The sequence below is a fragment of the Curtobacterium sp. MCBD17_023 genome (genome assembly GCF_003224415.1).
GTDB lineage: Bacteria > Actinomycetota > Actinomycetes > Actinomycetales > Microbacteriaceae > Curtobacterium.
Map to the genome: position 1 here is coordinate 95,933 of NZ_QKLJ01000004.1, position 12,728 is coordinate 108,660.

Consider the following 12,728-nt stretch of genomic DNA (forward strand, 5'->3'; position numbering starts at 1 on the left):
GCCGCAGAGCGTCACCGCTCCGACCCCGCACCGAGCAGCGCCGCGGACCAGATCGCGGCCAGCTCGTCGGCGGCGCCGGGGTGCGCCACGAGGAACGGTGCCCCGACCGGCGGGAAGTCGGACACCGGTCCGTCCAGGGTCAGCACCACCCCGCCGGCCTCGTGCACGAGCAGGACCGCGGCACCGTGGTCGACCGGGTCGAACGCGGGCGTGCACGCGCCGATCCCCCGCCCGGCCGCGACCTGCGCGATCGTCAGCGTGCCGGACCCGGTCACCCGCACGGAGCACGACCGCGCGGCGAGCGCCGTGACGAACGCGGTGAAGCCCGACCACGGACGGTGCCCGTCGAGCTCGGTGCCGACCACCGCACCGGCGAGGGCACGCGGGCTGTCGTCGAGACGCAGGACCCGGTCCCGCTCGGTGGCGCCCCGGCCGCGGCGGGCCTCCAGCACCTCGCCGCGCCACGGGTCGGCGACGACGCCGACGACGGGTCGTCCGGAACGGGTCAGGCACAGCGAGGTGCTCGTCCACGGCACGCCGTTCGCCAGGTTCGTGCTGCCGTCGACGGGGTCGAGGTACCACCGGTGCTTGTCCCCGGGCGCGACGCCGTACTCCTCGCCCGTGAAGCCGTGCTCCGGGAACACCGCGCGGACCCGGCCGCGGACGTGCTGCTCGATCGCGCGGTCGAGGTCGAGGACCCGGGCGGCGGCGTCACCGGCGTCCGTGCTGATCCGGTGCTCCCGGGTGAAGGCGATCACCTCGTGCGCGATGCGGTGTGCCAGGGCCTGGGCCCGTCCGGCGACCTCGGGCTCGGTCGGCTCGCGACGCGGGACCCAGCCGTCCCGCTCCGCCGCAGCGAGCACGGCGTGCACCGTGGCGACGTCCTCGGTGAGCAGCAGGTCGGCCCCGAGTCGGGTCGCCCAGCGCGTCGGCTCGGGGTCGTCCACGGTCCACACCGCCACGCAGAGGCCCAGGGCGTGTGCGGCCCGGACGGTCGCCGGGGTCAGGAACGCGACGTCGAGGTCGAGCGTCGAGGGCCGTACCGTCGTCAGGTGCGCAGCCGTCGGCGCTCCGAGCGAGTCCCACGGCAGCCACACGTCGGCCTCGGGCAGCAGCGCGCGCACGGCCGTCACGGCGTCGGTGGTCCCCCGCCAGGCGACCGGCACGGACCCCGCCGCGGCCTGCACGGTGCGGACCGCCACGGCGGCGTCGGCCGGGTCGGCGAGCCGGACCAGCAGTGACGCCGAGCACCCGTCGAGTCGCTCGAGCACCGCGTCGAGCCGTGGGATGCGGTCGAGTCCGTTGCCGAGCCGGGCGACGTCACACCAGGACACCTCCGACACCGGGCGGCCGTCGCCCCACATCCGCCCGAGGGTCTCGTCGTGCAGCAGCACCGCGACGTCGTCGGCGGTGCGCCGGACGTCGACCGCGATGACGTCCGCGCCGAGCGCCTCGGCGACCGCGACGGCGGGCAGCGTGTCCTCGCGGCGGACGCGCGGGGCACCGCGGGAGGCGACGACCCGCGGCGGACGCGGTCCGGGCCTCCCGGTCGGAGCGGGGGCCGGGCTCTCGAGCGTCGTCACCACTCCATCGTGGGAGGGCCGCCCCAACGGCACGTGACGGGACGGTGAACTCCTGGCTGCCCGCCGCACCCGGACGCCTGCGAGGATGGTGCCGTGGAGACTCGACCCTGGAACTGGCTCGCGGCGGTCGTCGACGTCGTGCTCATCGTGACGTTCGCCGTCATCGGCCGCGGGTCGCACGGCGAACCGTTCGCGCCGCTCGGCCTGTGGACGACCGCGTACCCCTTCCTCGCGGGGTGGGCGATCGCGTACGTGACGTCCGGGGCATGGTCCCGGCCGCTCGTCACCTGGCCGACCGCGGTCGTGGTGTGGGTCCTGACCGTCTTCGTCGGTCTGGCCATCCGGGTCGCGACCGGGCAGGGCGTGGTGGACGGGAACCCGCTGCCGATCTCGTTCGTGGTGGTCACGACGATCGTCCTCGGGGTGTTCCTGGTCGGGTGGCGACTGCTCGCCCGACTGGTCCTGCGCGCCCGGGCCCGCCGGACCGGAGCCCGGACCGGAGCGGCGACGCCGCAGGGCTAGAAGAGTCCGCCCCGCGGGCCCTCGTCGGGTCCGTCCAGCCCGCGGAACATGTCCGAGACGAGTGCGGCGATCTGCGGTTCGACCAGACGGTCGACCGCCTCGGCGATGCGCTCCCGGTGGTCCGTGAGCGCCAGGCAGACCGCCGTCCCGGTCGACCGGGCGCACTCGTCGGACAGCTCGATCTCGTGCCGGAGCGCGGCCTTCGCCTCGTCCGACAGCGGCTCGCGCGGCTCCTGCTCGCTCGCGCCGGTGCCGGCGAGCTCACCGAGCGTGAACAGGAACGGCTCCCCCGGCTGCGGCTGCGGGTCGACGTCCAGCCCCTGGAACTCGGGCTCGAGTCCCTCCGCCGGCTGGTACCCGGCCCGTCGCTTCCGGGCGGCGGCGCGCTCGAGTTCCCGCTGCAGGAGCGGCAGGTTCCGCGCGGTGTACTCGTCGACCGCGTCCTCGACGATGGCCGACATCCGACCGATCAGCGCGTGCTGGACGGGGTGCGGCACGTCCGGCCCGAAGCCCGCGGCCGCCGCGATCGGCGACCCGGTGCAGCGTCGGCAGATCCGGGTGCGTGGACGTGCCGAACCGATCTGCCACCGCGGCAGCCAGCGCAGCCAGACGTCGACGGCGTTCCGCACGCGTCCGTCGATGCCGTCCATCCCGCCAGCGTAGGCGGCGCGCCCGGGATCCGCGCGGAGGCGCCGGGCGGGTCCGGACGGGAGGCCCGGTGTGGGTCCGCCAGACCGGTGCGCTCGGGTCACACCGGTTCGGTCACGGAGTCGCGCGCGCCCCGCTCATGCGACCCGCCAGCGGCGCGCGGCGCCAGCGCCGATCGAGCTCGCGAGGGCGGTTGATCAGGGCGCTTCGGTGACGAAGTCGATGAGCTCCTCGACCCGTCCGAGCAACTGCGGCTCGAGGTCGGCGAAGGTCCGCACCTGCCCGAGGATGCGCTGCCACGCCCGGGCGATGTCGGCCTGCTCAGCGTGCGGCCAGCCGAGCGCCTGGCAGATGCCGGCCTTCCACTCGATCGACCGCGGGATGGTCGGCCACTCGCGCAGTCCGACGCGCGCGGGCTTCACCGACTGCCAGACGTCCACGAACGGGTGCCCGACGACGAGCACGTGCGCGCCCCACTTCCCGCGCATCACGGCCTCGGCGAACCGCGACTCCTTCGAGCCCGGCACGAGGTGGTCCACCAGCACGCCGACCCGGCGCTCCCGGGTCGGGCGGAAGTCGTCGAGGACATCTGCCAGGTTGTCCACGCCGGAGAGCTCCTCGACCACGACGCCCTCGACGCGGAGGTCCGCGCCCCACACCTTCTCGACGAGTTCGGCGTCGTGCTTGCCCTCGACCATGATCCGGGATGGCAGGGCCACGCGGGCGCGCTGCTGCTCGACCGCGAACGAGCCGGACGCGGTGCGCAAGCGGCCGCCCTCGGGCGCACGCCGGACCGCCGGGGCCTGGACGGGCCTCCCGGCCGGTCCGCTCGTCCTCGCCGGCGGTGCCGCGGCGGCGGCGCGGCCGACGGGAGCCTGTGGGCGGGTCAGTGTGACGAGTTCGCCCTCGAGCAGGAACTGCCCCGTGAAGGGGAAGGCGCGGGTGCGGCCCTTCCAGTCCTCGAGCGACACGTTGCCCGCCTCGAGCCCGACCACGGCGCCGGCCCAGCCGGAGGCCGGGTCCTCGAGCACCATGTCCCGTTCGAGCGGCACCTGCCGCACCTTCCGCACGCCTCGCGAGCGCCAGTCGCCCGAGAGCACGTCACTGCCGTACCGGTCCTCGTCCACCCGCACGAGCGTACTGTCGACGGGCGGCAGGACGACGTCGACCGGCCGGTCCCCCACCATCACGACGGAAGGCACTCCCCGTGCGCGCAACAGTCATCCACGCTCCCCGCGACATCCGTGTCGAGGAGCGTGACGCCCCGACGATCATCGAGCCGACCGACGCCGTGGTCCGCATCACCGCCGCCTGCGTGTGCGGCTCCGACCTCTGGCCGTACCGGGGCGTCCGCGACACCACCGAGCCGCGCGCCATCGGCCACGAGTTCGTCGGCGTCGTCGACCAGGTGGGCGACGGGGTCACGGACCTGCACGTCGGCGACTTCGTCATCGCCCCGTTCACCACGAACGACGGCACCTGCCAGGCCTGCGCGCACGGCATGACGAGCGGCTGCGACCACCGCTCCACGTTCGGCGTGACGCCGGACGCGTACGGTCACCCGCTCGGCGGCGCACAGGCGGAGTACGTCCGCGTGCCGGATGCGGCGGCCACCCTGGTGGTCGTGCCGGGCCCGGTGGACGACGACCTCGTCCCGTCGCTGCTGACGCTGTCCGACGTCTTCTCGACCGGGCACCACGCTGCGGTCTCCGCCGAGGTCGGCCCGGGCAGGACCGTCGTCGTGGTCGGTGACGGCGCGGTCGGCCTGTCCGGTGTCCTCGCGGCAGCACGACTCGGTGCCGAGCGGATCATCGCCATGAGCCGCCACGCGGACCGCCAGGCCCTCGCGCGCGAGTTCGGCGCGACCGACATCGTGGCGGCCCGCGGTGACGAGGGCGTGCAGGCGGTCCGCGACCTGCTCGGCGGCGACCTGGCCGACTGCGCGCTCGAGGCCGTCGGCACCGCGGAGAGCATGGACCAGGCGCTGCGGGTCGTCCGTCCGGGCGGCAACGTCGGGTACGTCGGTGTCCCCGCGGGCGACCCGGAGCTGCCGATGCCGTTCCTGTTCGCCCGGAACATCACGGTCGGCGGCGGCATGGCCCCGGCCCGCGCCTACATCGAGGAGCTGCTCCCCGACGTGCTCGCCCGCACGATCGACCCGGGCCGCGTGTTCGACCTCGAACTGCCGCTCGACGACGCCGCCGAGGCGTACGCCGCGATGGACGAGCGCCGGGCGATCAAGGTGCTGCTGCGCCCGTAGGGGTCGGTGTCCCTCGCGCCGTCGTGCGGAGGGGGTCAGCCCCGGACCGCGAGGACCCGGTGCGGGGACGCCGACTCGGCCCGCCACCCCGGCGGCAGGGCGGCGGCCAGCTCCGGCACCGTGAAGCTGCGGCGGATCGAGCGGAGCCCGTCCTCACGGATGAACGTCCCCGCGCTGACGAGCACCGACCCGATCGCGTACAGCCGGTAGGCGGCTGCGGACCGCCGGATGTCGGAGTGCACGCTGCGCGACCCGGCGAGCACCGCGGAGTCACGCAGGAACGCGTCGCGCTCGGCGTCGTCGAGGTGGTGCAGCACGTGGTTCGAGACGACCACGTCGAACCGCTCACCAGCGGCGACGAGTTCGGCGCTCGACTGCTGCCGGAAGGTGACTCCGGGCGCCGACAGCCGCTCGGCCGCCCGGATCGCGCGCGGGTCCGGGTCGACACCGACGACCTCGAGGTCGAAGCCGTCGCCCCGCGCCCACCGGCTCAGCGACCGGGCGAGGTCCCCGCCGCCGCAGCCGAGGTCGAGCACGCGGGCCCGTCCGGTCGCGGGCAGCGCCGGCACCACGTGCGTCTGCCACACCGACCGCCAGCCGCTCACGGCCGCGTTCACGACGGCGAACCGCCGGTAGGTCCGGTCGAGCGTCGCCGGGTCGCAGTCCGGGTCGTCCATGAGTTCGCGCAGGTCGACGGCGCGCGTGGACAGGTCGATCCGGTCCGTCACGCACCCACCACCGTCAGTGCCGCGGCCTCGACCGTCAGGCCCGGCCCGAAGGCGAGTGCGACGACCGGGGTGCCGTCGGTCGGTCCCGCGGCCAGGGCTTCCTGCAGGACGAACAGCACGGTCGCGCTCGACATGTTGCCGTGCTCGCGCAGCACCGTCCGGCTGGCCGTCAGGGCGCTGTCGGGCAGGTGCAGGGCATCCTGGGTGCGGTCGAGGATGGCCCGACCGCCCGGGTGCACGGCCCACACCGGCACGTCGTCGGGGGTCCAGCCGCGCGGGTCGAGGAGCGGGGCGACCGCTTCCTGCGCGTGCACGCCGATGAGCTTCGGCACCGCGGTGCTGAGGACCATCTCGAAGCCCTCGTCGCCGATGTTCCACGCCATCTCGCTCGCGCCCTCGGGCAGCACCATGGTGGTGAACGCGTCGAGCCGCAGCCCGGGGCCGTCCGCTGTGACGACGGCGGCGGCGGCCCCGTCCCCGAAGACGCTGTTCGCGACGATCTGGTCCGGGTCCTCGGAGTGACGCACGTGCAGCGTGCAGAGTTCGGCGCACACGACGAGCACCACCGCCGACGGGTCGGCTCCGACGAAGGCGTCCGCGATGCGGAGGGCCGGGAACGCCGCGAAGCACCCCATGAAGCCGACGTGCTGGCGGAAGACGTTGCGCGGCAGCCCGAGTTCCTCGACGATCGCCAGGTCCGGACCGGGCTGCGTGAAGCCGGTGCAGGACACGGTCACGACGTGCGTGACGGTCGCCGGGTCGACGGCGGCGCGTTCGAGGGCGTCGCGGGCGGCACCGACGAACAGGGGCGGCGCGAGTTCGCGGAAGCGGTCGTTGCGCATCCCGGTGCTCGGCGAGGCGAGCACGCCGTCGACGTCGCGGAAGGGCCCGGGCTCGGCCGCTGCGTCGAGCTCGGGCAGGACGCTGTGACGGTGCTCCACCTCGGAGGCGTCGAACGCCGCCGGGACGAGTCGGGTCGCCAGCCGCCCCAGGCCGGGCTGGGCGGCGAAGAGGTCACGGACCTCCGCCTGCCCGAGGGTGGTCCGCGGAACGGCGGTACCGATGGCTCGGATCATTGCTGACACGCTCCATCCTGTCACCAGGTCGCTGACGTGTCCCCAGGATGGTCCGGCCGCCGTGGCTGGCGTCTGAGCCGCCAGCGGACGGACGGGAGGCCCGTGGCGATCCCGCCACGGGCCTCCCGTCTCGCAGTGCCCCGCCCTACTGCTGCTGGGCGCGCTCCAGGACCAGCTCGCGGACGCGTGCGGCGTCCGCCTGGCCCTTCATGGCCTTCATGACCGAACCGATGATCGCGCCGGCGGCCTGGACCTTGCCGTCGCGGATCTTCTGCAGCACGTCGGGCTGGCCGGCGAGGGCTTCGTCGACCGCGGCGGTGAGGGCGCTGTCGTCCGAGACGACCTTCAGCCCGCGGGCCTCGACGACCTGCGCCGGTGAACCCTCACCGGCGATGACGCCCTCGAGGACCTGGCGTGCGAGCCGGTCGGTCAGGTCGCCGGACTCGACGAGCGCGATGACCTCGGCGACGTGCTGCGGCGACACCAGGTCGCCGGGAGCGGCGTCCTGCGCGTTGGCGACGCGGCTGATCTCGCCGGTCCACCACTTGCGGGCAGCCTGCGGAGCGGCACCGGCGTCGACCGTGGCCTGGACCTCGTCGAGCAGGCCGCCGTTGACGACGTCCTGGAACTCGAGGTCGGCGAAGCCCCATTCGCCCTTGAGCCGACGACGGCGGGCCACCGGTGCCTCGGGCAGGCCGGCGCGGAGCTCCTCGACGAGGGCCGGGTCCGGCACGACGGGCAGCAGGTCGGGCTCCGGGAAGTACCGGTAGTCGTCCGCGTCCGACTTGGGGCGCCCGGCCGAGGTGCGGCCGGTGTCCTCGTGCCAGTGCCGGGTCTCCTGCGTGATCGTCCCACCGGCGGCGAGGATGGCGGCCTGGCGCTGGATCTCGTAGCGGATGGCGCGCTCGACCGCGCGGAACGAGTTGACGTTCTTCGTCTCGGTCCGGGTGCCGAGCTCCTCCTGTCCCCAGGGGCGCAGCGAGATGTTCGCGTCGCAGCGCAGGTTCCCGCGCTCCATCCGGGCCTCGGAGACGCCGAGCGCACGCACGAGGTCGCGGATGACCTGCACGTAGGCGGCACCGAGCTCGGGCGCGCGCTCCTTCGCACCGATGATCGGCTTCGTGACGATCTCGACGAGCGGCACGCCGGCGCGGTTGTAGTCCACCAGCGAGTACTCGGCGCCCTGGATGCGACCGGTGGCACCGCCGACGTGCGTCAGCTTGCCGGCGTCCTCCTCCATGTGCGCGCGCTCGATCGGCACCTGGAAGATGGTGCCGTCGGCAAGCTCGACCTCGACCTCGCCCTCGAACGCGATCGGCTCGTCGTACTGGGAGATCTGGTAGTTCTTCGGGTTGTCCGGGTAGAAGTAGTTCTTCCGCGCGAACCGCGAGCTCTCGGCGATCGAGCAGCCGAGCGCGAGCCCGAGCTGGATCGAGTAGCGCACGGCCTGCTCGTTGACGACCGGCAGGGACCCGGGCAGGCCGAGGTCGACCGGTGTCACGTTCGTGTTCGGCTCGCCACCGAAGAAGTTCGGCGCGTCCGAGAACATCTTGGTCTTCGTCGCGAGTTCGACGTGCACCTCGAAGCCGAGGACCGGCTCGAACCGCTCGATCGCCTCGTCGAAGTCCATGAGTGCGTCCTTGGCCATCAGATGACACCTTCCTCTGCGGCGGACTGCCGTACGGCGTCCAGGTCCGGGATCCGGGAGATGAGCGGGGCGCCCCACTGCTGCTCGAGGAGCCGCTCGAGGGCCGCGCCGACGCGGTAGAGCCGGGCGTCCTCGCGCTGCGGCGCCATGAGCTGCACGCCGGTCGGCAGGGAGTCCTCCGGCGCGAGGCCGTTCGGGATGCTCATGCCCGGCACACCCGCCAGGTTCGCCGGGATCGTGGTGAGGTCGTTGAGGTACATCGCGAGCGGGTCGTCGATGCGCTCACCGATCTTGAACGCGGTGGTCGGCGCCGACGGGCTGATGAGCAGGTCGACCTGGTCGAACGCGGCGGCGAAGTCCCGCTGCACCAGCGTGCGGACCTTCTGCGCGCTGCCGTAGTAGGCGTCGTAGTAGCCGGCGCTCAGCGCGTAGGTGCCGAGGATGATGCGGCGCTTGACCTCCGGACCGAAGCCGGCCTCACGCGTGGCGGCCATGACGTCCTCGACCGTGGCCCCGCCCTCGGGCGTGACGCGCAGACCGAAGCGCACGGAGTCGAACTTGGCGAGGTTCGAGGACGCCTCGGCCGGGAGGATCAGGTAGTAGGCGCTGATCGCGTAGGCGAACGACGGCGCATCGATCTCGACGACGACCGCACCGGCCGACTCGAGCAGCGCGACGGTCTCCTGGAAGCGCTGCGTCACGCCCGCCTGGAAGCCCTCGCCACCGGCGAGCTCCTTGACGACGCCGATGCGGACGCCCTGGAGCGAGTCGGCCTGCAGGCCCTCCCGCGCGGCGGCGGCGAACGACGGCCACTCCTGGCGGAGCGAGGTCGAGTCCTTCGGGTCGTGCCCGCCGATGACGTCGTGCAGGAGCGCGGCGTCGAGGACGGTGCGGGACACCGGGCCGATCTGGTCGAGGCTCGACGCGAGCGCGATCGCGCCGTAGCGGCTGACGCCACCGTAGGTCGGCTTGACGCCGACGGTGCCGGTGACGGCGCCCGGCTGGCGGATCGACCCACCGGTGTCGGACCCGAGGGCGATCGGCGCCTCGTACGCGGCGACCGCAGCGGCCGAGCCGCCGCCGGACCCGCCGGGGATCCGGTCGAGGTCCCACGGGTTCCGCGTCGGGCCGTAGGCCGAGAACTCGGTCGACGAGCCCATGGCGAACTCGTCCATGTTCGTCTTGCCGAGCGGCACCAGGCCGGCACGGCGGAGCTTCGCGACGGGGGTGGCGTCGTACGGCGGGACCCAGCCCTCGAGGATCTTCGACCCGGAGGTGGTGGGCATGTCCTGCGTGCACAGGACGTCCTTCACGGCGATCGGCACGCCGGCGAGCGGGCCGAGGTCGTCCCCGGCGGCGCGGCGCGAGTCGATCGACTTGGCCGCGGCGAGCGCGTTCTGGTTGACGTGCAGGAACGCGTGCACGTCCCCGTCGACGGCGGCGATGCGGTCGAGGTGCGCCTGGGTCGCCTCGACGCTCGAAACGTCGCGGGCCACGAGGGCGTCGGCGAGCGCAGCGGCGCTCAGTGTGGTGATGTCGTCGGTCACTGTTCCGCCTACTGTTCTTCGCCGAGGATCGCGGTCACGCGGAAGCGCTCGCCGTCCGAGTCGGGGGCACCTGAGAGGGCCTGCTCCTGGGTGAGCGTCTGGCCGACCTCGTCGGGGCGGGAGACGTTCTCGAGCGGGACCGGGTGGCTCGTCGCGGGGACGTCCGGGGTCGCGACCTCGGTGACCTTCGCGACGCTGTCGACGATGAGTGACAGCTCCTCGGTCATCTTCTCGATCTCGTCGGGCGTGAGTGCGATACGTGCGAGGTTCGCCAGGTGGGCGACCTGCTCGCTCGTGATGTCAGGCATGGTGCTCCGTCGATCGGTTCGTGGAATGCCGCCCAGTCTATTGGGCGGGCCGGACGGAGGTCGGACGCCCCTCCTCGGCTCCTGGACCCGGAGCCGGAGCCGGAGCCGGAGCCGGAGCAGCCGATGCCGGAGCGGGCTGCTGCGCCTGACCCTGCGCCTGGGCACCCTGCGTCCCCGCGCCCACGGACGTCCCCGTGCCCGCGCCCGGTGCTGTGCCCGCGGTCGACGCCGGCGCCGCGGACCCGATGAGCGCCGGGTCGGGCGCAGGCAACGGCCCCCCGCCGACGACGCCGTCCAGGTAGGCCATCATCTGCTTGCCGACCCCGAACTTCGCGCTGTACCCGGTCGTCCCCTGCAGGAACGGCCAGTCCGCCAACCGGACGTGGCCCTGCACGTTGCCGATCCACGTGGCGTTCGTGTACTTCGTCGACGAGGCGATGAGCCAGTTCTGCTCGTCACCGTCCGTCGTGCCGGTCTTCGCGAACTTCGGCACCGCGTCGCCGGGGTCCGCACTCGCGGCCGTCCCCTTCCCCGACAGCACGCCCTGGAGCGCGTAGTCGACGGTGCCGGCGACCTCGGCGCTGACGCCGCGCGAGCACGTCGGCGGGGTCGGTCGGATCGTGCCGCCGCTGGCGGTCGTGACGGAGTCGATCGTGGTCGGCGTGCAGACGATGCCGCCGTTCGCGAAGCCGGCGTACGCCTCGGCGAGGTCGATCGGCGACAGCGGGTTCGTTCCCAGGACCGACGCCGGGTTCGAGTCGGGTGCACTGCCGTCGGCCTGGTGGATGCCCATCGCCTCGGCGGTCTTCTGGATGCCGCACAGGTCGAGCTGCTTCGCCATCGCGCCGAACGCGGTGTTGATCGACTCCACGGTGGCCGCGAGCACACTCATCGTCGGTTCCACCTGCTCGGCGTTGGCGACCTGCCACGGCGCACCGCCGACACCGACGCACGAGTTCGTGAACTCCGACTGCGGGAACGTGTGCTCGGTCGTCGACACCGACTGCGACAGCGTGTGTCCGTTCGCCAACCAGTCCGCCAGGGTGAAGACCTTGTAGGTGGAACCGGTCGGGAAGCCGCCCGAGCTGCCGACGGCCTGGTCCGCGTTGTAGTTCACCGCCGTGGCACCGGCGGTCGGGGCGTCCGACTGCGTGTAGTCCGTGTTCTGCACCATCGACAGCACGCGTCCCGTCCCGGGTTCGACGGTGACGTTCGCCCCACCGGCGTCGACGCCCGCCATGGTGGTCGGCACGTACGACGACAGCGCCGCCTGCGCGGTGTGCTGCAGGTCGAGGTCGAGCGAGGTGTGGATCGACAGCCCCTTCGTGTCGAGCGTCGCGATCCGGTCCGAGGCCGTCTTCCCGAACGCCGGGTCCGCGAGCAGCTGTGACCGCACGGCGTCGCAGAAGTACCCCGCGTCGTACTTCGTCGCGGCGCTCGAGCACCCGTTCGCGGTGTCGGTGATCCGCGGTGTGATCGGCGTCGCGACCGCCTTCCGCAGGGCAGCCGGCGAGATCGTGCCGTGGGCGTGCATGCGGCGCAGGACGTAGTCGCGCCGGACCTTCGTCAGCCGGTACCCGTTCGCCGCACCGTTCGCGGTGCTGTCCGGCTCGTCGATGCGCAGGTACGACGGGTTGTTGAGGATCGCCACCAGGGTCGCGGACTGCACGAGGGAGAGGTCCGCCGCGTGCACGCCGAAGTAGTACTCCGCACCGGCCTCCGCACCGTAGACACGCCCGCCGAGGCCGACGATGTTGAGGTACCCGGTCAGGACCTGGTCCTTCGTGTACTTCTGGTCGACCGCGATCGCGTACCGGATCTCCTGGAGCTTCCGGGCCTCGGTCTGGCCGGCGACCTTGTCGTAACAGGCGTCCACCTTCGTCTTGGTGGACGCGGGGTCCTTACCGGTGAGCTGCTCGCACTGCTGCACGAGCACGTTCTTCACGTACTGCTGGGTGATGCTCGACCCGCCTTGGACACCCGCGTGCAGGGCGTCGGCGATGGCGGCGCGGATGGTGCCGACGACGTCGATGCCGCCCTCGTCGCGGAACCGGGGGTCCTCGGTGTCGATCGCGGCCTGCTTGAGGCTGTCGGCGATCTGCGACGACGTCACGTCCGTGCGGTTCTCCGCGTAGAACGAGGCGATCGGCACGTCCTTGCCACCCTGCTTCGCGTAGACGGTCGAGAGCTGTTGCGGTGTCTGGATGTCGAGGTAGCTCGGCAGGTCCTCGAAGAACTCCGCGGCCCCCGAGGCCCCCTCGCCCGCCACCGCCACCGTCGGCGTCACCGCGACGGCGACGAGCAGCCCGGCGAGCACGGACATGACGACGAACATCAGGAAGGCCCCCGGCCAGCGCGCGATCCGCATGTCGAGGACGGTAGGGAGCCGCGCTGGGTCGGGTCTGCTG

General features: G+C 73.1%; 11 protein-coding genes. 2 read left to right on the forward strand and 9 right to left on the reverse strand.

Annotated elements, in window-relative coordinates:
- Positions 1 to 11: 11 nt before the first annotated feature.
- A complete protein-coding gene (locus DEI84_RS07430) occupies positions 12 to 1,583 on the reverse strand; it encodes an inositol monophosphatase family protein (protein ID WP_181420379.1) in 1,572 nt (523 codons plus the stop codon).
- 93 nt (positions 1,584 to 1,676) lie between these two features.
- On the opposite strand from DEI84_RS07430, the gene DEI84_RS07435 reads away from it, so the two are divergent.
- Entirely contained in the window at positions 1,677 to 2,105 is a 429-nt protein-coding gene (locus tag DEI84_RS07435) for a DUF3054 domain-containing protein (protein WP_110890459.1), read from the forward strand.
- Here the strand turns inward: DEI84_RS07435 and DEI84_RS07440 are convergent.
- Complete coding sequence (locus DEI84_RS07440; protein WP_110823729.1) at positions 2,102 to 2,755, reverse strand: spermidine/putrescine ABC transporter substrate-binding protein; 654 nt, start codon at positions 2,753 to 2,755, stop codon at positions 2,102 to 2,104. The genes DEI84_RS07435 and DEI84_RS07440 overlap by 4 nt on opposite strands.
- Positions 2,756 to 2,950: 195 nt before the next feature.
- Positions 2,951 to 3,880, reverse strand: a complete 930-nt coding sequence (locus tag DEI84_RS07445) for a DUF3097 domain-containing protein (RefSeq protein WP_110890461.1) — start codon at positions 3,878 to 3,880, stop codon at positions 2,951 to 2,953.
- 80 nt (positions 3,881 to 3,960) lie between these two features.
- Between DEI84_RS07445 and DEI84_RS07450 the strand changes: the two genes are divergently transcribed.
- Positions 3,961 to 5,013: a zinc-dependent alcohol dehydrogenase family protein gene (locus DEI84_RS07450; RefSeq protein WP_110890276.1), complete on the forward strand. Its 1,053-nt coding sequence runs from the start codon at positions 3,961 to 3,963 to the stop codon at positions 5,011 to 5,013.
- Between the two features lie 35 nt (positions 5,014 to 5,048).
- Here DEI84_RS07450 and DEI84_RS07455 read toward each other — a convergent pair whose 3' ends face one another.
- The 6 genes from DEI84_RS07455 to DEI84_RS07480 all read right to left on the reverse strand — a co-directional run bounded on the left by DEI84_RS07455 (position 5,049) and on the right by DEI84_RS07480 (position 12,688).
- Positions 5,049 to 5,741, reverse strand: coding sequence for a methyltransferase domain-containing protein (locus DEI84_RS07455; protein WP_258371729.1), 693 nt, complete (start codon positions 5,739 to 5,741; stop codon positions 5,049 to 5,051).
- A complete protein-coding gene (locus tag DEI84_RS07460) occupies positions 5,738 to 6,817 on the reverse strand; it encodes a type III polyketide synthase (protein WP_258371730.1) in 1,080 nt (359 codons plus the stop codon). Before DEI84_RS07460 ends, DEI84_RS07455 begins: the two co-directional genes overlap by 4 nt.
- Before the next feature lie 145 nt (positions 6,818 to 6,962).
- A complete protein-coding gene (gene gatB / locus DEI84_RS07465; RefSeq protein WP_110890278.1) occupies positions 6,963 to 8,465 on the reverse strand; it encodes an Asp-tRNA(Asn)/Glu-tRNA(Gln) amidotransferase subunit GatB in 1,503 nt (500 codons plus the stop codon).
- Positions 8,465 to 10,012 (reverse strand): Asp-tRNA(Asn)/Glu-tRNA(Gln) amidotransferase subunit GatA, encoded by a 1,548-nt coding sequence (gene gatA / locus DEI84_RS07470; RefSeq protein ID WP_110890279.1) that lies wholly within the window; start codon positions 10,010 to 10,012, stop codon positions 8,465 to 8,467. Before gatA ends, gatB begins: the two co-directional genes overlap by 1 nt.
- Before the next feature lie 8 nt (positions 10,013 to 10,020).
- Positions 10,021 to 10,320, reverse strand: coding sequence for an Asp-tRNA(Asn)/Glu-tRNA(Gln) amidotransferase subunit GatC (gatC, locus tag DEI84_RS07475; protein WP_110823724.1), 300 nt, complete (start codon positions 10,318 to 10,320; stop codon positions 10,021 to 10,023).
- A 37-nt stretch (positions 10,321 to 10,357) separates the two neighbouring features.
- A complete protein-coding gene (locus DEI84_RS07480; RefSeq protein ID WP_258371731.1) occupies positions 10,358 to 12,688 on the reverse strand; it encodes a transglycosylase domain-containing protein in 2,331 nt (776 codons plus the stop codon).
- Positions 12,689 to 12,728 lie beyond the last annotated feature (40 nt).

Excerpts from the sequence above, each read along its gene's own strand:
- DEI84_RS07440 (WP_110823729.1), bottom strand. The coding sequence starts at position 2,755 with ATGGACGGCATCGACGGACGCGTGCGGAACGCCGTCGACGTCTGGCTG.
- DEI84_RS07460 (WP_258371730.1), bottom strand. The coding sequence starts at position 6,817 with ATGATCCGAGCCATCGGTACCGCCGTTCCGCGGACCACCCTCGGGCAG.
- gatB (WP_110890278.1), bottom strand. The coding sequence starts at position 8,465 with ATGGCCAAGGACGCACTCATGGACTTCGACGAGGCGATCGAGCGGTTC.
- gatC (WP_110823724.1), bottom strand. The coding sequence starts at position 10,320 with ATGCCTGACATCACGAGCGAGCAGGTCGCCCACCTGGCGAACCTCGCA.
- DEI84_RS07480 (WP_258371731.1), bottom strand. The coding sequence starts at position 12,688 with ATGCGGATCGCGCGCTGGCCGGGGGCCTTCCTGATGTTCGTCGTCATG.